Annotated in this window: 18 protein-coding genes; 12 read left to right on the top strand and 6 right to left on the bottom strand. The window is 71.5% G+C overall.

The window, feature by feature from the left end:
• Positions 1-74: 74 nt before the first annotated feature.
• From ABD793_RS38430 to ABD793_RS38445, 4 genes are all read left to right on the top strand, one after another.
• The gene (locus tag ABD793_RS38430; protein WP_344868468.1) at positions 75-1,622 is read left to right on the top strand and encodes a glycosyltransferase family 39 protein; all 1,548 of its coding nucleotides are present in this window, start codon (positions 75-77) and stop codon (positions 1,620-1,622) included.
• Between the two features lie 95 nt (positions 1,623-1,717).
• The gene (locus ABD793_RS38435; protein WP_344868470.1) at positions 1,718-3,244 is read left to right on the top strand and encodes a glycosyltransferase family 39 protein; all 1,527 of its coding nucleotides are present in this window, start codon (positions 1,718-1,720) and stop codon (positions 3,242-3,244) included.
• A complete protein-coding gene (locus ABD793_RS38440; protein ID WP_344868472.1) occupies positions 3,241-4,557 on the top strand; it encodes a sensor histidine kinase in 1,317 nt (438 codons plus the stop codon). Before ABD793_RS38435 ends, ABD793_RS38440 begins: the two co-directional genes overlap by 4 nt.
• Positions 4,554-5,180: a response regulator gene (locus tag ABD793_RS38445; protein WP_344868474.1), complete on the top strand. Its 627-nt coding sequence runs from the start codon at positions 4,554-4,556 to the stop codon at positions 5,178-5,180. The genes ABD793_RS38440 and ABD793_RS38445 overlap by 4 nt, the downstream gene beginning before the upstream one ends.
• Here the strand turns inward: ABD793_RS38445 and thrS are convergent.
• On the bottom strand, positions 5,177-6,400 hold the full coding sequence (gene thrS, locus ABD793_RS38450) for a threonine--tRNA ligase (RefSeq protein WP_344868505.1): 1,224 nt from the start codon (positions 6,398-6,400) through the stop codon (positions 5,177-5,179). The genes ABD793_RS38445 and thrS overlap by 4 nt on opposite strands.
• A gap of 272 nt (positions 6,401-6,672) precedes the next feature.
• Positions 6,673-7,857 carry a dephospho-CoA kinase gene (gene coaE, locus ABD793_RS38455; protein WP_344868476.1) on the bottom strand — a complete coding sequence of 395 codons (1,185 nt, stop codon included), beginning with the start codon at positions 7,855-7,857 and terminating at the stop codon, positions 6,673-6,675.
• A gap of 216 nt (positions 7,858-8,073) precedes the next feature.
• Between coaE and ABD793_RS38460 the strand changes: the two genes are divergently transcribed.
• Complete coding sequence (locus ABD793_RS38460; protein WP_184777166.1) at positions 8,074-8,289, top strand: hypothetical protein; 216 nt, start codon at positions 8,074-8,076, stop codon at positions 8,287-8,289.
• Between the two features lie 56 nt (positions 8,290-8,345).
• On the opposite strand, the gene ABD793_RS38465 is transcribed toward ABD793_RS38460, so the two are convergent.
• Entirely contained in the window at positions 8,346-8,786 is a 441-nt protein-coding gene (locus tag ABD793_RS38465; protein ID WP_344868480.1) for an OsmC family protein, read from the bottom strand.
• Between the two features lie 149 nt (positions 8,787-8,935).
• On the opposite strand from ABD793_RS38465, the gene ABD793_RS38470 reads away from it, so the two are divergent.
• Positions 8,936-9,592, top strand: coding sequence for a TetR/AcrR family transcriptional regulator (locus tag ABD793_RS38470; protein WP_344868482.1), 657 nt, complete (start codon positions 8,936-8,938; stop codon positions 9,590-9,592).
• 1,215 nt (positions 9,593-10,807) lie between these two features.
• Here the strand turns inward: ABD793_RS38470 and rpsA are convergent.
• Positions 10,808-12,328 carry a 30S ribosomal protein S1 gene (gene rpsA, locus ABD793_RS38475; protein WP_344868484.1) on the bottom strand — a complete coding sequence of 507 codons (1,521 nt, stop codon included), beginning with the start codon at positions 12,326-12,328 and terminating at the stop codon, positions 10,808-10,810.
• Between the two features lie 331 nt (positions 12,329-12,659).
• On the opposite strand from rpsA, the gene ABD793_RS38480 reads away from it, so the two are divergent.
• From ABD793_RS38480 to ABD793_RS38500, 5 genes are all read left to right on the top strand, one after another.
• Entirely contained in the window at positions 12,660-13,511 is an 852-nt protein-coding gene (locus tag ABD793_RS38480; RefSeq protein WP_344868486.1) for a class I SAM-dependent methyltransferase, read from the top strand.
• 18 nt (positions 13,512-13,529) lie between these two features.
• Entirely contained in the window at positions 13,530-14,426 is an 897-nt protein-coding gene (locus ABD793_RS38485) for a GNAT family N-acetyltransferase (protein ID WP_344868488.1), read from the top strand.
• A 167-nt stretch (positions 14,427-14,593) separates the two neighbouring features.
• Positions 14,594-15,295, top strand: a complete 702-nt coding sequence (locus ABD793_RS38490; protein WP_344868506.1) for an ABC transporter ATP-binding protein — start codon at positions 14,594-14,596, stop codon at positions 15,293-15,295.
• Between the two features lie 26 nt (positions 15,296-15,321).
• Complete coding sequence (locus tag ABD793_RS38495; protein WP_344868507.1) at positions 15,322-17,217, top strand: YhgE/Pip family protein; 1,896 nt, start codon at positions 15,322-15,324, stop codon at positions 17,215-17,217.
• The gene (locus ABD793_RS38500; RefSeq protein WP_344868490.1) at positions 17,214-17,786 is read left to right on the top strand and encodes a TetR/AcrR family transcriptional regulator; all 573 of its coding nucleotides are present in this window, start codon (positions 17,214-17,216) and stop codon (positions 17,784-17,786) included. The genes ABD793_RS38495 and ABD793_RS38500 overlap by 4 nt, the downstream gene beginning before the upstream one ends.
• A gap of 332 nt (positions 17,787-18,118) precedes the next feature.
• Here ABD793_RS38500 and ABD793_RS38505 read toward each other — a convergent pair whose 3' ends face one another.
• Entirely contained in the window at positions 18,119-18,655 is a 537-nt protein-coding gene (locus ABD793_RS38505; RefSeq protein ID WP_344868491.1) for an EF-hand domain-containing protein, read from the bottom strand.
• Between the two features lie 182 nt (positions 18,656-18,837).
• Positions 18,838-21,576, bottom strand: coding sequence for a DNA polymerase I (gene polA / locus ABD793_RS38510; protein ID WP_344868492.1), 2,739 nt, complete (start codon positions 21,574-21,576; stop codon positions 18,838-18,840).
• Between the two features lie 62 nt (positions 21,577-21,638).
• Here polA and ABD793_RS38515 point away from each other — a divergent pair, with 62 nt between their 5' ends.
• Positions 21,639-22,076: a PaaI family thioesterase gene (locus tag ABD793_RS38515; protein ID WP_344868493.1), complete on the top strand. Its 438-nt coding sequence runs from the start codon at positions 21,639-21,641 to the stop codon at positions 22,074-22,076.
• Positions 22,077-22,111: the final 35 nt, after the last annotated feature.

A 22,111-nucleotide genomic window follows, 5' to 3' on the forward strand; every position in this document is an offset into this window, starting at 1 on the left:
GATGATCCGCCGCACCCCTCTCCCGCGGGACTCTCGTACCCGAGAGAGAAGGTCATCGAGAGGAGGCGGCGGAGATGCCGGTCATCGACGGGCGCGAGGGCAGGCGCCGGGGGAACGCTGCGGGGGACCTGTCCTCCCCTGCCGGACCGGCGGTGCTCTTCGCACGCACCCCGGTGCTGGCGATCGCCGGTGCGCTGCTCGTGGTGGTCGCGCTCGTCGCGAACCGCTACGGCTACATGGGCGACGAGCTGTACTTCATCGCCGCGGGCAAACATCTTTCCTGGGGCTACGTGGACCAGCCGCCGCTGCTGCCGCTGCTGGCCCACGTGATGGAGTCGCTCGGGCCCGGCTCGCCGTTCGTGCTGCGGATCCCGGCGATGCTGGCGATGGCGGCGGGGGTGGTGTTCGCCGCGCTGATCGCCCGTGAACTCGGCGGCCGGACCCGGGCGCAGGTGCTCAGCGCGGCGATGTTCGCGGTGTCCGCCGTCTTCGTGGCGGGCGCGCACTACCTCGCGACCTCCACATTCGACCCGTTCCTGTGGACGGTGCTGAGCTGGCTCGTCGTCCGGTGGATCCGCACGCGGCGCGACGGCCTGCTGCTCTGGGCGGGCGTGGTGACCGCGGTCGCGCTGTACGTGAAGTTCCTCGTCGGCGGGTTCTGGCTGGTGGCAGGGGTGGCACTGCTGATCTGCGGTCCGCGGGAGCTGCTGCGCCGTCCGGCGCTGTGGGGCGGCGCGGCGATCGCGGTGCTGGCCCTGGTGCCGACGCTGATCTGGCAGGCCCGGCACGGCTGGCCGCAGCTGCAGATGGGCACCGCGATCGCCACCGAGGTCGGCGAGGGCGGCGGACGGCTGTGGTGGCTGCCGGAGGTCCTGCTCATCGCCGGGATCCCGACCGGGGCCACGCTGCTCGGCTACGGGGTGTGGCGGCTGGTGCGGTCGCCGCGGCTGCGTCCGTACCGGTTCCTCGGCTGGACCACGATCGGGCTCGCCGTGGTGTTCCTCGCGGTGAACGGCCGGTCCTACTACCTCGCGGGCATGTTCCCGGTCTGCTGGGCGGCCGCCGCGGTCGAGCTGGAGAGCGGGCAGGCCTCGCGCCGGTGGCGCTGGATCGCGACCTGGCCGGTGTACCTGGCGGGCTTCCTGCTCCTGCTTCCCGGCACGCTGCCGGTCTGGCCGCAGTCGTGGCTGGCGAAGCACCCGTCGCTGCCGAGGCCGACCTACACCTTCGCCGAGATCGGCTGGCCCGAGGCGGCGCGTTCGGTCGCGGGCGCCTTCGCGAAGCTGCCCGACCCGGCGCACACCGCGATCGTCGGCGAAAGCTACTGGTCCGCGAGCGGGCTCGATTACTACGGTCCGGCACTCGGCCTGCCGGAGCCGTCGAGCCCGAACCGCGGCTACGCCACGCTGACCACCCCGGCGGACTCGGCCCGTGACGTCCTCTACGTCGGGGCCGACCCGCGCCCGCTGCTCGGCCACTTCACCGACCTGCGGCCGATCGGCAAGGTCGACACCGGTGCGGCGAAGCCCAGCGCCGCCGACGGCACCCCGATGTGGCTGGCCAGCGGACGGCTGCAGTCGTGGGGAGAGATCTGGCCGGAGCTGTTCACTGTGTACAGCTGAGGTCCTGTGCCCGGCGCCACAGCCCTGGGGGTGGCGCCGGGCACGAACCCGTAGGGTGCGCCGCACCGGGCCCCGACAGCGGACGAGGGAGCAGGATGGACGCCGTGACCACGGCCGGAGCACCAGGCCGGACGGACGGCGCACTCGCCGGATTCGCCCGGCGGCCGGTCGCGCTGCTCGCGGCAGGCACCGCCGCCGTGCTGCTGGCGACTGCCGGCCGGTACGGCTACTTCGGCGACGAGCTGTACTTCCTCGCCGCCGGAAAACACCTGTCCTGGGGCTACGCCGACCAGCCCGCAGTGCTGCCCGCACTGGCCTGGCTGATGAACTCGATCGCCCCCGGTTCGCTGGTGGTGTTCCGGCTGCCCGCGATACTGGCGACCGTGGCCGGGGTGGTGTGCACCGCCCTCCTCGCGCGTGAGCTGGGCGGCGAGCGCAAGGCCCAGACCAGGGCGGCCGCGGCGTACGCGATCTGCGGCCAGTTCGTCGGCAGCGGCCACTACCTGGCCACCTCCACTGTGGACCCTCTGCTGTGGACGGTCGCGATCTGGCTGCTGGTGCGCTGGGTCCGCGCCAGGGACGACAACCTGCTGCTGTGGCTGGGCGTGGTCACCGCCGTCGCACTCAACGTGAAGTTCCTGATCGGCGCGTTCTGGGCGGTCACCGCGGTGACCACGCTGGTGTTCGGCCCCCGCGACCTGCTGCGCCGGCCGAAGCTGTGGGCCGGGGCCGGGATCGCCGCGCTGGCCTGCGTGCCCACCCTGTGGTGGCAGACCGCCAACGGCTGGCCGCAGCTCGGCATGGGCGACGCGGTGTCCAGGGAGGTCCAGGAGGCAGGCGGGCGGGCCACGTTCGTGCCCGCGCTGCTGTCCGGGGCCGGCCTGGTGATCGGGGCACTGGGCGTGCTCTACGGGCTGGGGGTGCTGCTCGGCAGCCCGCGACTGCGGCCCTACCGGTTCCTCGGCTGGACCGCGCTCGGCGTGGCAGCGGTGTTCTTCCTGGCCGACGGGCGGTTCTACTACGCCGCCGGCACGTTCGGGCTGTTGTGGGCCGCCGCCGCGGTGCACCTGCAGCAGCGACGTCCGGCCAGGTGGTGGCGCTGGGTACCGACGTGGCCGGTGTTCGTGCTGTCCGCGCTGTACAGCCTGCCCTACGCGCTCCCGGTGTGGCCGGCGCACTGGCTGGTGGAGCACCCCGAAGCACCGCATCCGGCGTACGCACTGGAAGAGGTCGGCTGGCCGGACCTGGCCGACTCGGTCGGTGCCGTGTACCGCGCGCTGCCGCCGGGTCAGCGCGCGCATACCGCACTCCTCACCGCGGGCTACTGGCAGGCCGGCGCGCTCGAGCGGTACGGACCGGACCAGGGCCTGCCGACGACCTACAGCGCGAGCCGCGGGTTCTGGTACTTCGGGCGCCCCGGTGACGACGCGGACACCGTGCTCTTCGTCGGCCGGGATCCGGCGAAACTGGTGCCGCACTTCCGCTCGGCCCGCGTCGCAGGCGAAGTGGACAACCGGCTCGGCGCCCCGAACTCCAGCCGGCACCTGCCGGTCTGGCTGTTGTCCGGGCGGACCGGCAGCTGGGCGGAGATCTGGCCGCAGCTGAAGGATCTGAAGGCATGAGAACTGGCGGGGTCAAACTCGACTGGCACGGTTCGCTGATGCCCCCGCCTGCGATCGGGCCCGGCGATTCGCCGCTGCCGTGGCACTACTGGTTCACCCGCGCCGAAAGCGTGACGTCCTTCCTGCTGCTGCTCCTGCCTTCGGTGCTCGCCACCGTGCTGTCGGACCACCCGCCGGGCTACCGGCTCACGACGCTGGCGATCGCGGGTGGCGCCGCGCTCTGGCTGGTGGTGCGGAGCCTCGTGCCGAGCGCGGATCTGCGTGCGCACCCGGCGGTCACGGCAGTGCACTTCGCCGGCTTGGTCACGGTCGGTGCGGTGCTCCAGGCCCGCGAGGACTACTTCCTGATCTTCACGGTGTACTCCTATTTCGCGGCGATGCGGATGCGCCCGTTGCCGCTGGCGGTCCTCGGTATCGCGATCACCTCGGCGCTGATCAACACGATGAACGACGGCGGGCCGGTGCACGCGCTGGCCACCCAGCCGTGGATCTCGCTGACCGTGGTGCTCGTGCAGACGGTGACCATCGGCGGCGGGGGCGCGGTGTTCGCCGCACTCGCCAGGCAGAACGAGGAACGCCGCCGGATGCTCGAACAGCTGGCCGCCGCCGAGGCGGAGAACCGCGGGCTGCAGCAGCAACTGCTGGTGCAGGCGCGGGAGGCGGGCGTGCTCGACGAGCGCCAGCGGATGAGCCAGGAAATCCACGACACCCTCGCGCAGGGCTTCACCGGCATCATCACCCAGCTCGAGGCCGCCGAACAGGCCGGGCACGATCCGGCGAAGTGGCGGCGGCACCTGGCTGCGGCCGCCGCGCTCGCCAGGGAGAACCTCACCTCGGCGCGGCGTTCGGTCGAGGCACTGCGGCCGGAACCGCTGGACTCGGCGACGCTGCCCGAGGCGATCGCCGGAGTGACCCGCAGGTGGAGTGCGCAGACCGGCGTGCCCGCGACGTTCTCCGCCACCGGCGCAGCCGCGGCGCTGCACCCGGAACTCGAGGCGACGCTCCTGCGGATCACCCAGGAGGCACTGTCCAATGTGGCCAAGCACGCGGGCGCCGGACGGGTCGGGCTCACCCTGTCCTACATGGGTGACGAAGTGACGCTCGACGTGCGCGACGACGGGATCGGCTTCGATCCGGCGGCGGTGCGCGAGGGCGGTTTCGGGCTGCCGGGGATGCAGCGGCGGGCCGACCGGCTGGCCGGCACCCTGAACGTCGAATCGGAACCCGGTGGCGGCACGGCGATCTCGGTGAACCTGCCCGCCGTTCCGGCTGCCACACTGGACGCGACCGACCACGAGGGGACGCCCGGATGACCGTCACGCTGCTCATCGCCGACGACCACCCGATCGTCCGGGACGGCCTGCGCGGCATCTTCACCGGCGAGCACGGGTTCGAGGTACTGGGCGAAGCCGCGAACGGCGCCGAGGCGGTCACCTTCGCCGAGGCGCTGAAACCGGACGTGGTGCTGATGGACCTGCGCATGCCGGGGACCGACGGGGTCGCGGCGATCACCGAGCTGTCCCGGCTCGGCAACCCGGCCAGGGTGCTCGTGCTGACCACCTACGACACGGATTCGGACGTGCTGCCCGCGATCGAGGCAGGTGCCACCGGCTACCTGCTCAAGGACGCACCACGGGACGAGCTGTTCCGCGCGGTGCGCGCCGCCGCCCGCGGCGAGTCGGTGCTCTCCCCCGCGGTCGCCAGCCGGATCATGGGCCAGCTGCGCGCGCCCGCCCAGGAGCCGTTGTCCCAGCGCGAAATCGAAGTCCTCACCCTCGTTGCCCGCGGTTCGACGAACAAGGACGCGGCGAAGCAGCTGTTCATCAGCGAGGCGACGGTGAAGACCCACCTGCTGCACGCGTACGCGAAACTCGGGGTGAAAGACCGGGCCGCGGCGGTCGCGGTCGCGCTGGGACGCGGGCTGCTGAACTCCTAACGCCACAACTGCCCGCCTCGAGCACCGACCCGCGCGAGCACTTCGGCGAGGAATTCCCCGGCAGGCACCGGATCCGGGCGACGACCGTCGCGCAGGCGCACCGCGACCAGGCCTTCCTCGGTCTCGCGGGGCCCCAGCACCGCCTGGTAGGGCACCAGCCGGTGACCGCGGATGCGGGCGGCGAGGCTGCCGCGGTCCGCCGGGACGACCTCGCAGCGCAGACCGGCGTCAAGGCATTGCTCGGAAAGCGTTGCCGCGGCCGGGAATTCGGCGTCGCCCACCGGGAACACCGTGACCTGCACCGGAGCCAGCCACGGCGGAAACGCGCCACCGTGGTCCTCGATCAGCTGGGCCAGTACACGTTCCAGGCTGCCGAGAATGCTGCGGTGCACCAGAACCGGGCGGTGCGCGCGGCCGTCCGGTCCGGTGTACTCCAGGCCGAACCGCTCCGGCTGGTGGAAGTCGACCTGCACGGTGGACAGGGTCCATTCACGACCGGCGCGGTCGGCGACCTGGACGTCGATCTTCGGGCCGTAGAACGCGGCCTCACCCGGTGCACGCTCGAAGTCGAAGCCCGCCAGCGCTTCGGCGAGCAGTTCGGCCGACCGTGCCCAGTCTTCCGGCGAGCCGGCGTACTTCGCACCTTCGCCGGGCAGCGAAAGCCGGTACCGCGCGGGTTTCAGGCCGAGGTCGGCGTGCACCCGGCGGATCAGCTCGAGTGCCCCGCGCAGCTCACCGGCGACCTGGTCCGGTGCGCAGAACAGGTGCCCGTCGTTGAGCTGGATCGCGCGCACCCGGCTCAGCCCGCCGAGCACCCCGGACAGCTCGGCCCGGTACATCCCGCCCAGTTCGGCCAGCCGCAGCGGCAGCTCGCGGTGGCTGCGGGCACGGGAGGCGTAGATCAGCGCGTGGTGCGGGCACAGGCTCGGCCGCAGCACGAGGTCCTCGCCACCGACCCGCATCGGCGGGAACATGTCGTCGCGATAGTGCTCCCAGTGCCCGGAAAGCTCGTACAGTTCCCGTTTCCCGAGGACCGGCGAGCACACGTGCCGGTAACCGGCCCGGCGTTCGACCTCGCGCACGTACTCCTCCAGCACGTGCCGCACGGCCGCACCGTCGGGCAGCAGGTAGGGCAGTCCGGCGCCGATCAGCGGGTCGCCGCCGAACAGGCCGAGTTCGCGGCCGAGCCTGCGGTGATCGGACCTGCCGGGATCGGGCAGGCGGGATCCGGTCCTGCGGGGACCGGACACGTGCGGATCGGGCAGGCGGGGATCGGGCAGGCGGGGATCGGGCAGGCGGGGATCGGACACGGTGGTCTCCTTCGGGTCTGGCGGGACGAGGAGACCACACGGCGAAGCCCGGGGCACTCGCCCCGGGCTCGGTGTCAGGTGTCAGCGCGCCGGGACGGAATCCGGCGTGGTCGTGTTCGCGGCGCGCTGCATGCCCTCGACGGTAACCGGGCGGGCCGACCGGCCGCACCCGGTTTTCCGCGTCACGGCTTCCAGGAGCTCTCCTCGGCCCACGCCTCGGCCCGCACGAAAGCCTCGTTGACCCAGCTCTGCTTCTCGTCCGCGTAGTGCTCGATCGTGCCGTCCGCGGCGTGCTCGCGGGCGAGTTGCTGTTTCACCGCGGCGTAGCTGTCCCGTTCGTCGGGGTGCGCGCGGATCCAGTCGCGGAACAGCAGGGCGAGCCGCCACGCCGGGGTCTCGGTGGATCGCACGTGCAGGTTCACCGCACGTTTCGGGTCGGCACCCACGTGCAGCCGTTTCGGCCACGGTGTGTCGCCGCCCTGCGGGTCGTCCGCCCAGTCGCCCTCCCGCCGCGGGAATCCGGCGTCGGCGAGCGCCTCGGCGAGCGCGTCCGCATCGTCCAAAGTAGACACTGTGAGCTGGAGGTCGAGCACGTCCTTGGCCGGCAGTCCCGGCACCGCGGTGGAGCCGATGTGATCGGCCCGCACCAGGCGCGCCCCGGCGAGCTGCCGCAGCCGCGCGAGCCGCCGTTCCGCCTGCAGCGGCCAGCTCGAATCGTAGGCGGAGAGCACCGGGGACGCCGGCGGCCGCGGCTTGCGCAGCCGCAGGTTCGCCTCGAACGGCACCAGCCGGTCCGCCCACAGCGCGTCGACCTCGGCGAGCACCACGTCCTCCCGGCCGCCGTTGTCGAGCCAGACGTCGGCCACCGCGCGGCGCTGTTCCTCGGCCGCCTGCGCGCGGATCCGGGCCCTGGCGTCGTCCTCGGTCATGCCCCGCGCCTCGACGAGCCGGCGCACCCGGACCTCGACCGGCGCGTCCACGACCACCACCAGGTGATAAGCCGGGGCCAGGTCGTTCTCCACCAGCAGCGGGACATCGTGCACCAGCACCGCGTCCTCGGCGGCCGCGCTCATCAGCTCGGCGGTGCGCTGCCCGATCAGCGGGTGCAGGATCCCGTTGAGCCGCCGGCGCGATTCCTCGCCGGCGAACGCACGGGCGGCCAGCGCCTGCCGGTCGAGCGATCCGTCGCCGGCGAGCACCTCCGTGCCGAAGGCCGCCACGAGCGTGGCGAGCCCCGGCGTGCCCGGCTCCACGACCTCGCGGGCAATCCGGTCGGAGTCCACCACCACGGCGCCGTGCTCGGCCAGCCGGTTCGCCACCGTCGACTTTCCCGCACCGATTCCGCCAGTCAGGCCCACGCGCAACATGAGCCACACCCTAACCAGCGTGTCCGTCACCCGCTCAGGGGACGGCCGTCCCCTGCACGTGCACCAGCATGGGTAGTCGCACATCCGGCCGGGAAAGGCAAGCACATTCCGCAGGGTTGCCCAACTGATCCGGGTGACACGCCGCGCGGTTCCCGGGTTTTCCGCCACGGCATGCGTACGGTGCGCAGCGGAAACGTCGCCCACACGGAGGAACGGATGGCGGACAAGCACGTCGGGAAGCACCGGCTCGGAACGCCGGGACTGGTGCACTGCGTTGCCTACCGCCAGGTCGCCGACGCACTCGCGGAATACCGGCGCACGTGGCTGAGCGCCCTGCTCGTGCCCGCGCAGCACAGCCTGGCCGGCCTCCGTCGCCGCGCACTCGCCGCGGCAAGGGAACGCACCTGGGTGCCGGCGGTGTCCACCCCCTGACCACGCGATCCGGCTTCTTCGGCAGGCGGGGTGCGGCGAGCGCGCGCCCCGGGTGCTCAGGCGGTGCGGGTCTCGATCACGATCTCGCGGCTCAGCGTGCGGTGCACCGGGCACTTGTCCGCGATCTCCAGCAGTTTCGCGCGCTGCTCGTCGTCGAGGTCGCCTTCGAACGCGATCTCGCGGGTGATCCGGCTCAGCAGGCCGGCCTCGGTTTCGCAGTGTTCGCAGTCCCGCGCGTGGACCCGGTCGTGCCGCAACCGCACCTCGGTGCGGATCAGCGGGATGCCCTTGCGATCGGCGTACATCCGCAGGGTCATCGCGGTGCAGGTGCCGAGCGAAGACAGCAGCAGGTCGTACGGTGTGGGACCGGCGTCGTCCCCGCCGGCCGAAACCGGTTCGTCGGCGAGGAATTCGTGTGCCGTGGTGCTGACCCGCTGCGTGTAGTGGCCGTTGCCGGCATCGGTGACGACGACAGTGCCGGGCTCCGGCTGGGTCATGGCGGGGTTTCCTCCGGCTCGGTGACGCAATTCGGGCGTCGCGTGTGGACGGTGACCGGCCCGGTCGGCCGGATCCGGCCGTGGGGCGACGTTCCCAAGACGCCGTGGATATCGTATCTTCTGCATCGAGACGCGGATGCTCTTCCCGCGTGGCACGGGCGAAGGGGGTGCGGAGCGTGGCCACCCGCCATCTCTCGACACAGCCGGCCGAACAGCACCGGCGGCGGTTCCTCGATGCGGCGTTGGCGGTCCTCACCGACCGCGGCGTCGCCGGGCTGACCGTCCGCGGTGTGGCCGAGCGGGCCGGCGCGTCGACGATCACCGTCTACACCCGGTTCGGCGGCCGGGTCGGACTGCTGGACGCGCTGTACGAGCGCGCGTTCGACCTGCTGCGCGACGAGCTGCGCGCGGTACCGCCGGAATCCGACGACGGGGTCGCCGACCTGCTCGAGGTCGCCCTCGCCTACCGCCGCTTCGCACTGGCGAGCCCGGCCCGCTACGCGCTGATGTTCGAGCGTTCGGTACACGACTACGACCCGGACCCGGCGCTGCGCTCGGGCGTGGTGAGCACGACGTTCGTGGAGTTCGTCGCGAAGATCGACCGGATCAGCCCACCGGGCGTCGTGGCGCGCGACTGCGGCTACCTGCTGTGGACGTCCATGCACGGCCTGGTCAGCGTCGAGCTGACGATCCGCTCCCAGACCCACATCGACGACTGGTTCCTCGACCCCACCGACGAAGCCCACGAGCGGATGTACCGGCACGGCGTACTGGCCATGATCACCGGTCTCGGCCTGCGCCACTGAGTCCCCCGCGCCCGCCGCGCGAACCGCCCCCGCAACCGACCCGTCCGGCCCCGGCCCGAGCCACACCCGCACCGGACCCAACGTACCCAGTGAGACCGAGGCAACCCGGCAACGAGCCGGCTCGGCCACCGAACGGGCCCGGCCCGGCGACCGAAGAACCACTCCGGCGACCGCCGAGCCCGGCTCGGCCCCCGGACAGCCCCACCGGCCACGACCCGACCAGCTCCACGCCCGTCGTGTCCCGCGGCCCCCGCTCCCGTGACCTGGTGGCGCGTGGCCCGTAGCCCTGTGGTCCCGCCCTGTGCCCATGGCCCCTCGGTCCCGGGCCCTTGACCCGGTGGCCAGTGGCCCCAGCCTGTGCCCGTGGCACCCATGGCACCTTGGCCCGGTGCCCGGTGCCCGGTGCCCGGTGCCCGATGGCCGATGGCCGATGGCACGGAGGAACCTGTCCTCGTTGCCGCTCGGAACCGTTGGCCGCACCGGCCTGTTCTGGGCGGAGCATGCACGCCGGCGGGGACCACGCGCCGATCAGCGATTTCCGGGGATCACGCCGTGTCGTGCCGGCACGATGGGACGCCGAATTCTCCCTCGGGACAAGCCGAGTCCGTCCTGCCGGCCGCCGCACGGCGATCGGCCTCGCCATCCCCGGCCGCACTGCGAATCCGTATCCCACGACCCGGATCCCGCTTGGCGTAGCCGACCTCGCTACCACCGGAACAGTCCCACCGGGGTGAGCGCGTTACCCCAGCCGGGACCGGGCCACCGGACAACCGGAACGCCACCCAGTCCGCTGCCCCGGCACCAGATCCGCCGGCCGGCTCGGCAACGGTCCCGTGCATGCACACGCCAACCAACCCGGGCGTCGCATCAGCGGGAGAAGTGCGCCCTCCCCCGCCGCTGGCAAGCTGAGTCTGCCCAGGCGACACCAACCCGAGCCGGTCTGTCCACCGTCGTCAGCGGAACGTGCCCAGCGACCATCAACCCGAGCCACCCTGCCCCACCCCGCAAGCACAACCTGCCCAGCAATCCGAGCCACACTGCCCACCCTCACCTGCCCGGTGACCACCGCCCAGGGCGACCGCCACGCAGTCCTCCCGAAGCGTGCTTGACGTGGGCCGGCCACGACAGGCACGTGCAGCGTTGCCGGGACACGGCCGCGGCCCCGGTCCGAAAGGACCGGGGCCGCGGGGTGATCGGGTGGTGCGGGAGCTGGGCTCACGCGCCGCCGGAGAGCTTCTCGCGCAGGGCCGCGAGCTGCTCGTCGCTGGCGAGCGTGCCGCCGCTCTTCGCCTCGACCGGGGCGGAGGTGTAGCTCTGGTCGCCACCGGCGCCGGCGCCGGCGCTGCTGCTGCCACCCTCGATACCGGTGGCGGCGTCCGCGGCGGCTTCGGCATCGGCCTCGGCGGCCTTCTTGACCTGGGCCATGTGCTGCTCGTAGCGGGTGTGCGCCTCGGCGTACTGGCGCTCCCACTCCTCGCGCTGCTTGTCGAAGCCTTCCTGCCACTCCTGGGTGTCCGGGTCGAAGCCCTCGGGGTAGATGTAGTTCCCCTCGTTGTCGTACTCGGCCGCCATGCCGTACTGGGTCGGGTCGAACTCGGCGTCCGGCGTGACCCCTTCGTTGGCCTGCTTGAGCGACAGCGAGATCCGGCGGCGCTCGAGGTCGATGTCGATGACCTTGACCATCACGTCGCCGTTGACCTGCACGACCTGCTCCGGGATCTCCACGTGGCGCTCGGCCAGCTCGGAGATGTGCACCAGGCCTTCGATGCCCTCCTCGACGCGCACGAACGCGCCGAACGGGACGAGCTTGGTGACCTTGCCCGGCACGATCTGGCCGATCGCGTGGGTGCGGGCGAACTGACGCCACGGGTCTTCCTGGGTCGCCTTCAGCGACAGGGACACGCGCTCGCGGTCCATGTCCACGTCGAGCACCTCGACGGTGACCTCCTGGCCGACCTCGACGACCTCGGACGGGTGGTCGATGTGCTTCCAGGACAGCTCGGACACGTGCACCAGGCCGTCGACACCGCCGAGGTCGACGAAGGCGCCGAAGTTGACGATCGACGACACGACGCCCTTGCGGACCTGGCCCTTGGCGAGCGCGTTGAGGAACTCGCTGCGCACCTCGGACTGGGTCTGCTCCAGGTAGGCACGGCGGGACAGCACCACGTTGTTGCGGTTCTTGTCCAGCTCGATGATCTTCGCCTCGAGCTCGCGGCCGACGTAGGGCTGCAGGTCGCGCACGCGGCGCATCTCGACCAGCGACGCGGGCAGGAAGCCGCGCAGGCCGATGTCCAGGATGAGGCCGCCCTTGACGACCTCGATGACGGTGCCCTTGACGGGCTCGTCCTTCTCCTTGAGCTCCTCGATCGTGCCCCAGGCGCGCTCGTACTGCGCGCGCTTCTTGGACAGGATCAGGCGGCCTTCCTTGTCCTCCTTCTGGAGAACGAGGGCCTCGACCTCATCGCCTACGGTGACAACCTCGGCCGGGTCGACATCGTGCTTGATGGAGAGTTCACGCGAGGGGATGACACCCTCGGTCTTGTAGCCGATGTCGAGCAGGACCTCGTCGCGGTCGACCTTGACGATGGTGCCTTCGACGATGTCGCCGTCGTTGAAGTACTTGATCGTCTTGTCGATTGCCGCGAGGAAGTCTTCCTCCGACCCGATGTCGTTGATGGCGACCTGCTGGGGCCCGGCGGGCGCGGTCGGGGCGGTGGCGGTGTCGGTGGTCATTAGGCGGGTTGCTCCGGTGGATGGGTATCGTAGGTGGTCGCTTGGCTACCGGATGGTGCACGCGGCGAGGCCCGGAAACGAGACATGCGACGACCCTGCTCAAACGTCCGGCGAGCAAACGTTCCACCAGTGAACGACCGCGGTATGACCCGCTGACGGTGCGCGGCCCCGGCTGGTAGTGACCCGGACAGCGCGAACCCACTGCGCTAACACGTATCGTACGCGGGCCCCGGTACCGGACACAATCAGGGTCGGTCCCGGCTCCCGCTACGGTGAGCCCAACGTTCCGCCCGCCCGGACCATTCCCGCACCCGCCCTGCAAGGAGCCGTCATGCCCGAGCCCGCAGCGCCGCCGGCGAGCCGGTACGAGAGCACCGAACAGCGGCTCGGCACCACCGGGGTGGCGCACCGCTCGGTCGGCGGCGCCGAAGCCGAGGCGGCGAACCTCGCGTGGTGGAACGCGGACGCCGACGACTACCAAGCGACGCACGGTGGATTCCTCGGTGACGCCGACTTCGTCTGGTGCCCCGAGGGCGTGCGCGAGGCCGACGCCCGCCTGCTCGGCGACGTACGCGGCCGTCGTGTGCTCGAGGTCGGCTGCGGGCAGGCCGCATGCTCGCGCTGGCTCACTTCGGCAGGCGCCGCGGCGGTGGGCACCGACCTCTCCGCCGGAATGCTGCGGCACGCCCGCGAAGGCAACGTCCGCACCGGCGTGCCGGTCCCCCTCGTGCAGGCCAACGCCGAACGGCTGCCCTTCGCCGACGGCAGTTTCGACGTGGCGTGCTCCGCGTTCGGCGCACTGCCGTTCGTGCCTTCGCTGGAGACGGTGTTCGCAGAGGTGCACCGTGTGCTGCGGCCGGGCGCTCCGTGGGTGTTCTCGGTGACCCACCCGATGCGCTGGATCTTCCCGGACGACCCGGGCCCGCAGGGGCTCACCGTCACCCAGCCGTACTTCGACCGCACGCCGTACGTGGAGGTGGACGACGACGGCGCCGCCACCTACGTCGAATACCACCGCACGACCGGTGACTACGTGCGTGCACTGGCGGCCACCGGGTTCGCCCTGGCGGATCTGCTGGAACCGGAGTGGCCTGCCGGGCACACCCGGACCTGGGGCCAGTGGAGCCCGCTGCGCGGCAAGCTGTTCCCCGGCACCGCGATCTTCCGCACCCGCCGCGGCTGAACGGCTACGCTGCGCCGGATGAGTCACGCCGAGCGCTTCCGCGCACTCGACCCGCTGCTGCCACCGCCCGCACCGGAGGCCGACGGCGAGCCGGTCACCGCCGTCGCTGCCACCGGTGACCGGGTTTCCGGTGTGCTGCAACGGTTCCGGCACGAACCGGGGGACGCCGCGCTGCTCTGGTCGGCCGCGCAGGTGTGGCAACTGTTCCCCGATCCCGCGACGCCCGGCACCGCCGGATTCGACGCGCTGCTCGGCGTGCTCCGGTCCCGTGTGGACACCGAACCGGCCGAACCGGACTCGGCGTGCGTGGTCAACTGGCCGAGCCGGGACGCCGAGGCGATCCGGGCTTTCCTCGACCACGGGATGGCCCCGCTGGCCGCGCTCGCCGTGCGCACCGGGCAGGACGCGCGTCCCCGCACTCCCGGCACGCCCGCCGTCCGGCTCGCCGGACCGGACGACCTCGCCACCGTGCTGGCCTTGTGCACCGCCACCTTCGACTACACCGGATTGGTGGCACACCGCCGCCGGGAGCAGACCGCCGAACTGCTGCGTCCCGCGTTACGGCGCGCGCTCGAAGAACCCGCCACCTGGCTCGCCGAGGCGGACGGCGAAGTGATCGGGCTCGCGCAGTGCGCCTGGGTCGAGTCCGCACCGGGGAACGAGGCTGCCGAACTGCTGCCGCCGGGCCGATGGGGCTACGTGAACAACGTGGTCACCGTGGACGGCCACCGCAGCGGCGGGGTCGGTCAGGCGCTGATGGCCCGCGCGCACCGCGAACTGCACGACCGGGGCGCAATCGGCACTTACCTCTACTACAACCCGCTCAACCCGCTCTCCTCGGTCTTCTGGCACCGGCAGGGTTACCGCCCGCTGTGGACGTCGTGGGAGGCACACCCGGCGTCGGCACTCCGCTGAACCGGCACTGCACCCGGCCGACCCTGCATTCAGCCGGCCCGCACCGAGCCGGCCACCCGGTGGTGTGATGTCCGGCCGGCTGCGTTGCCGGGTGGCGTCCTGCGCGCTAGTTTTTGAACTGACCGGTCAGTTCAGTACAGGTGTCCAGCAGAAACAGGAGTATGGCCGTGCAGGTCCGCGCCGACCGGGTGTCCCTGGAGGGACCCCACGGTCCGTTGTTGCCCCCGACCTCGCTCACCGCCGAGGAGGGCGGGCTCACCGTGGTGCACGGCGAGCCGGGCGTCGGGATCACCGCGCTCGCCCTCGCGCTCGCCGGGCGGCTGCGGCCGACCACCGGCACGGTGACCGCCGATCCGGCAGGCGACCTGCGGCGGCTGGTCGCGGTGGTGGACGCGCCGGGGGTCAGCGAACCGGACGAGGCGCTGACGCTGCGCGTGGTCGCCGGCGAGGAACTCGCCCTCGCGCACCGCCCGGCGGGCAAAGAGGACGTCGCAGGCTGGCTGGCCGCACACGACGCCGCGCCGTTCGCCGGCAGCCGGTTCGAGAACCTCGGACCGGCGCTGCGCATCCGGCTGCTCACCGAACTGGCCGCCGAACGGACCGGGGTGCGGATGCTGGTCCTCGACACCCCGGACCGGCACACCAGCGACGTCACGACGTGGGCCGAGGTCGCCCGTGCGCACGCGGAACGCGGTTTCGCGGTCGCTGTGCTCACCGCGACCACCCCGCCCTCGGCGCTGCCGCAGCCGCCGGCGCGGATCGGGTCGGTGGAACAACCGGAGCCGGTACGGTTCGCCACCCCCGCCGCAGCCGAACCCGAGACCCCGCCCGAGACCGAGACCGAGACCGCCGAAGGAGACCGGGCATGACCACCCCCGACAAGCGTGCCGGCGGGTTGAACGCGTTCCGGATTGCGCGCAACGAGCTTCGCCGCCTGTCCACCGGCACGTTGCCGAAACTCGCGATGGCCGCACTCGTGCTGGTGCCGCTGCTGTACGCGTCCTTCTACCTCTACGCGAACTACGACCCCTACGGCCGGCTGGACAAGCTGCCCGCGGCCGTGTTCGTCGAGGACGGCGGGGCGAAGGACTCCTCCGGTGCGGAGCGCAACGTCGGCCGCGAGGTGGCCGACGAACTGTTGAAGTCCGGCACCTTCCAGTGGCACGAGGTGTCCGAAAAGGACGCTCGGGACGGGGTGCGGGACGACAAGTACTCGTTCGCCATCGGCATTCCGAGCGGGTTCTCCGCGGCACTGCTGTCGTCCGGGAACTTCACACCGCAGCAGGCGACCATCACGCTCACCACCAACGACGCCAACAACTACCTCTCCGGCACGATCGCCAAGCAGGTGGCCGACCAGGTCCGCAAGACGATCGCGGAGAAGGTCGGCAGCGAGGCCGCGGACCGGTTCCTCGTCGGCTTCTCCACCATCTACGGCAAGATCTCCGAAGCGACCGACGGAGCCAAGCAGCTTGCCGGTGGCGCGGCCGAACTGCAGACCGGACAGCACCAGCTCGCCGACGGCGCCGCGCAGCTGGCGACCGGCTCCGGGACACTGGCCACCGGGCTGGGCACCCTGAAATCGAGCACCGCGCAGCTGCCGAGCCAGGCCCAGCAGCTCGCGAGCGGTGCCGGGCAAGTGGCCGACGGCAACCAGAAGGTGGCCGACGCCGCGGCACTGGCCGCCTCGGCGTCGTCCGACCTGCAGGGCAGGCTCGACGGCTACCGGACCCAGCTGAACACCCAGCTGCACGACGCCGGTCTGTCCGACAGCCAGGTCACCGACATCCTGGGCCGGCTGGACGCACTGCGCTCCCCGGTCGACCAGGCGAACGGGAAGATCCAGTCGGCCAACGGGGACGTGCAGAAGCTCGCGAGCGGCGCACGGCAGGTTTCCGACGGGGCACACCAGCTCGCGTCGTCCGCGCCCCAGCTCACGAGCGGGATCGCGCAGGCGTCCGACGGTGCGAACCAGCTGCGTGACGGCGCGGCCAAGCTCGACGACGGCGAGAAGACCGCGGTCACCGGCACCGACAAGCTCGCGAGCGGCGCCACGCAGCTGCGCGACGGACTGTCGTCCGGGCTGTCGCAGATCCCCAACCCGGACGACCCGACCCGCACGGCCACCGCGAACACCATCGCCGATCCGGTTGCGGTCACCTCCAACGGCGTGGCCTCGGCAGGCACCTACGGTGCAGGACTCGCCCCGTTCTTCATCGCGCTGGCCACCTGGATCGGCGCCTTCGTGCTGTTCCTGCTGATCCGGCCGCTGTCCACGCGCGCGCTCACCGCGGGCGCCTCGCCGCTGCGCGTCGCGCTCGGCGGCTGGCTGTCCTCGGCACTGCTGGGACTGGCGCAGGTGGTGGTGCTGTTCGCCGCGGTGACCTGGCTCGTCGGTATCCACGTGGCGCATCCGCTCGGCGCGATCGGGTTCGCATTCCTGGTGTCGCTGGCGTTCACCTCGGTGGTGCACGCGCTGAATGCGTTCTTCGGTGCGGTGGGCAAGTTCCTCGGGCTGGTGCTGCTGGTGCTGCAGCTGGTGAGCGCGGGCGGCACGTTCCCGTGGCAGACCATCCCGGACGCGCTGTACCCGCTGCACGTGGTGCTGCCGATGGGCTACGCGATCGACGGGTTCCGGCACCTGCTGTACTCCGGTGCGTCCCTGCAGATCCTCGGGGACGTCGGGGTGCTCGTGGCCTATCTCGTCGGCGGGGTGCTGCTGTCCACGCTGGCCGCGCGCAGGAACCGGGTGTGGTCGGTGTCCGCGCTCAAACCCGAGCTGAGCCTGTGAGAGAGGCGACGAAGCAGAAGCTCTTCGAGGCGACCCTGCGGCTTTCCGCGGGCAAGGGCCTCGTCGGGCTGACCGTCGACGACATCGCCGCCGAAGCCGGCGTTGCCAAGGGCACCGTGTACTACAACTTCGGCTCGAAGGACGGCCTGGTCGACGCGTTGCTGCGGTTCGGGGTGGATCTGCTCGCCACCCGGCTGCGCGCGGCCGAATCGGACGCCGACCCGCTCGAGGTGATCGAGGCGCAGGTGGACACCACGCTCGAGTTCATCGGCGAGTACCCGGGATTTTCGCAGATCGTGGTGAGCGAACTGTGGCGCACGCCGGGCCGGTGGCAGGACACGCTTTCACTGCTGCGCGAGGAGATCATCGCGGTGGTCAAGGCACAGCTGGAGCGGCTCGACGCGGCGGGCAGGCTGCCCGAGGGGGTGCAGATCCCCACCGCGGCCGCGGGGCTGTTCGGCACGATCCTGGTCGTCGCGCTCGACTGGCAGGTGTTCCAGCCCGCCCGCACCAGGACCGACGTCGTCGACGCGGTGATGGTGCTGGTGCGTGGGCTGGGCAAGCAGTGAGCGGGGTCCGGCCGCGAGTACGGCCGGGTCCCCGTGCACGGATCAGCCGCAGTTCGCGCAGCAGCCACAGCCCTTGCCGGTGCAGGCGGAACAACAGCCGTGGCGCAGGAAGGTCGTGAAGAGCCGGTTGAGCATGTCTCGGTCCTCCGGAATCGATCGGCATCTGCGCACATCACGCTAAGTGCATCCGGCGCGGCGCCGGTACCGCTGTCCGGGCGGGTGGCCGGGTGAATCACCCGCCGCACCGGGATTCTGCTGCATCTGCACGTTTTCCTGCTCGTGCACCGAAGTCCGCGCGCCCACTGTCCACACCGGACCCGCGGGCGGCCGGCTCAGGCCACCGGCACCGCGATCCGGCCGAACAGCCAGGTGCCCGGCGCCGCCGGGTCGTCGCCTGCCCAGAACTCCGTCCAGTGCGCGCTGAACTCCGCGGCCGAGAGGTGGCCGTCGCCATCGCGGTCCAGCCGTGGGAAAACCTCGTCGACGTCCGGAGCGGCACCGCACCACGCCTCGATCAGCCGGCCGTACTGCACGCGCGAAATGCGGCCGTCGCCGTCCGCGTCGATCGCCGAGAACATCTCCTCCGCCGGAGCACGCACCACGCCGGGCCGCTCCCCCAACTGCTCGACGACGAGCAGCACCTCCGCGAGGCTCACCCGCCCGTCGTGCACCGGATCGGACGCCGCGCACAGGGCGTTCCACCAGCCCGTGAGGAGCGCGGACAGCCGGCGCGCGGACGTCTGCCCGCTCGTGCGCGCCCACCGCCAGGTGAGAACCCGGAAGTCCTCCTCGGTGAGGAATCCGTCGCTGTCGACGTCCATCGCGCCGAACACCATGCCGATCTTCGCGCACTGCAGTGCACTCGCCATCGGGGCCGTTCCCTTCCGCCCCCGCCGCCGGGGATCCATGACCCCAGCGTGACCCGCCGCCCCCGCGGACGGCACCGGCAGCCGGGGCGTGGTCCGCCCCGGCCCGGTGATTCCCGAGCTACCGGGGGTGACCGGCACACGCCGTGGTCGGCTCAGCAGCTCCCCCGGCCTCGCCGGCGACGTCAGTGCGCGGCTTCGTTCCACGAGCGGCCGTAGCCGACCGAGACCTCCAGCGGGACAGCGAGCCGGTAGGCCGAGCCCATGCCCTCGCGAACCAGCTTCTCGACCTCCGCGCGTTCGCCCTCGGCGACCTCGAGTACCAGTTCGTCGTGCACCTGCAGCAGCACCCGGCTGTGCAGCTTCGCCTCCGCCAGCGCGCGGTGCACGTTGAGCATCGCGACCTTGATGATGTCCGCCGCACTGCCCTGGATCGGTGCGTTGAGCGCCATCCGCTCGGCCATTTCACGACGCTGCCGATTGTCGCTGTTGAGGTCGGGCAGGTAGCGGCGGCGGCCGAAGATGGTCTCGGTGTAGCCCTGTTTGGCCGCCTCGCCGACCACCGACTGCAGGTAGTCGCGTACCCCGCCGAAGCGGGAGAAGTACGCTTCCATCTGCGTTTTCGCCTCTTCGGTGGAAATCCGCAGCTGCTGCGAGAGGCCGTAGGCGGACAGCCCGTAGGCCAGCCCGTAGGACATCGCCTTGACCCGGTAGCGCTGCTCCGGGGTGATCTCCTCGGCCGGCACCGAGAATGCCCGGGACGCCACGAAGGTGTGCAGGTCCTCGCCGCTGTTGAAGGCCTCGATCAGGCCCTCGTCCTGCGACAGGTGCGCCATGATCCGCATCTCGATCTGGCTGTAGTCCGCGGTCATCAGTTCGGGGTAGTCCTCGCCGACCACGAACGCGTCGCGGATGCGCCTGCCCTCCTCGGTGCGCACCGGGATGTTCTGCAGGTTCGGCTCGACCGACGACAACCGCCCGGTGGCCGCGATGGTCTGCTGCAGCGTGGTGTGGATGCGCCCGTCGTCGGCGACCGACTTGATCAGCCCCTCCACCGTGGTGCGCAGCCGGGTCGCGTCGCGGTGCTCCAGCAGGTGCTGCAGGAACGGGTGCTCGGTCTTCTCGAACAGGCTCTGCAGTGCCTCGGCGTCGGTGGTGTAGCCGGTTTTGGTGCGCTTGGTCTTCGGCATGCCGAGCTCTTCGAAGAGCACCACCTGCAGCTGCTTGGGCGAACCGAGGTTGATCTGCTTGCCGATCACCCCGTACGCGGCCTCCGCCGCCTGCGTGACCCGGCTGAGGTAGTGCGCCTCGAGCTCGGTGAGCTGGTCGAGATCGACCGCGATACCGGCCGCCTCCAGCTCGGTGATGACCTCCAGCAGCGGCAGCTCCAGCTCCGCCAGCAGCTTCGTCCCGCCCAGCTCCGTCAGCTCGGTGCCGAGCGCACCGCTGAGCTCGAACACCGCGCGGGCGCGCACCAGCTCCGCGGAGATCTCCTTCTGCGCCAGCTCGTCGGCGCCGCCGTCGAGCAGGGACAGCTGACCGTCGCCGTCGCCGGATTCCGAGCGCAGCTCCCGGTGCAGGTACCGCAGCGCCAGATCGTCCAGCCCGAACGTGCGCTGGCCCGGCCGCGCGAGGTACGCGGCGAGCGCAGTGTCCATGACGAGCCCGGCGAACTGCCAGCCGCGCGCGCGCACCGCGTGCAGCGGTACCTTCAGATCGTGCCCGATCTTGCGGATCTTCGGGTCCGCGAGCCATCCGGACAGCGCACGGTCGTCCGCCTCGTCCATCGCGGTCACGTCGACGTAGGCGCCCTCGCCGTCCGGGGCCGCGAACGCGACCGCCCGCAGGTCGGAGCGGACCGACGTGCCGGTGGCGCGGAAGGACAGCGCAATCGGCTCGCCTTCGCCGGCGTGTGCGCCGAGCCAGCCGGCCAGCGCACCGGGCTCGAGTGCCGAACCGGACACCTCGAAGCCCTCCTCGGCCTCCGGTTCGGCGCTGCTGAGCGTGGCGAACAGCCGGTCGCGCAGCACCCGGAACTCCAGCTCGTCGAACAGCCGGTGCACCGCCTCGCGGTCCCACGGGCGCAGCAGCAGCTGCTCGGGCGTGGCCTCCAGCGGCACGTCACGCACCAGCTCGGTGAGCTCGCGGTTGAGCGTGACCGACGACAGGTGCGCACGCAGCGCGTCGCCGACCTTGCCCTTGACCTCGTCCACCCGGTCGATCAGCTCGGCCAGGGTGCCGAACTGGCGGATCCACTTGGCCGCGGTCTTCTCCCCCACGCCGGGGATGCCGGGCAGGTTGTCCGACGGGTCGCCGCGCAGTGCCGCGAAGTCCGGGTACTGGCTCGGGGTGAGCCCGTACTTCTCCGCCACCTGTTCCGGGGTGAACCGGACCAGGTCGGACACCCCGCGTTTCGGGTAGAGCACCGTGACCCGGTCGTTGACCAGCTGCAATGCATCGCGGTCGCCGGTGCAGATGAGCACGTCGAAGTCCTCGGTGCCGGCCTGCGTGGTGAGCGTGGCGATGATGTCGTCGGCCTCGAAGTTCTCCTTGACCAGCGACGGGATGCCGAGCACCTCGAGCACCTCCTTGACCAGGTCGACCTGGCCGCGGAACTCGTCCGGCGTGGTGCTGCGGTTGGCCTTGTAGTCGGCGTAGGTCTCCGACCGGAAGGTCTTGCGGGACAGGTCGAAGGCCACCGCCAGATGCGTGGGTGCCTCGTCGCGCAGCAGGTTGATGAGCATCGAGGTGAAGCCGAACACCGCATTGGTGACCTGCCCGGTCTTCGTGCGGAAGTTCTCCGCGGGCAGCGCGAAGAAGGCGCGATAGGCCATCGAATGGCCGTCGATCAGCAGCAGCCGGGGCCGCTCGGTGGTGGTGGCGCCTGTGGCGTTGGCAACGGTTCGGTTCTCACTCGGGCTCACGGGGCCGAGTCTAAGGTGAGGGTCCGACACTCTTGCGTGTCGCATCGGGTGAGGAGCATGGAGTGACCGAACAGGCCGCCGAGACGATGCCGGAGCGATTCGCGGGCACCGACCCGCTGGCCGCAGGCCAGCAGCTGAACGACAAGATCGGGCTGACGATCACCGAGATGACCCCGGAACGGGTCGTCGGCACCATCCCGGTCGAGGGCAACCTGCAGCCCTACGGCCTGCTGCACGGCGGGGCGAACGCCACCGTCGCGGAGGCACTCGGATCGGTGCTGGCGGCGCTCAACGCTCCCGACCGTGCCGCGATGGGCCTGGAGCTGAGCTGCACGCACCACCGCGCGGTCCGCTCCGGCACGGTCACCGGCGTCGCGACTCCCCTGCACGTCGGCCGCGGCACGATCACCGCGGAGATCGTGCTGACCGACGACCAGGACCGCCGCACCTGCAGCGCCCGGCTCACCTGCGTGGTACGAGACCGGCCCCCGGGCTCCTGACCGAGGCGCACCGACGGCACGGCCTGAACCGATGC

This window comes from Amycolatopsis ultiminotia, from assembly GCF_039536925.1.
In the GTDB taxonomy this organism is placed as follows: Bacteria; Actinomycetota; Actinomycetes; order Mycobacteriales; family Pseudonocardiaceae; genus Amycolatopsis; species Amycolatopsis ultiminotia.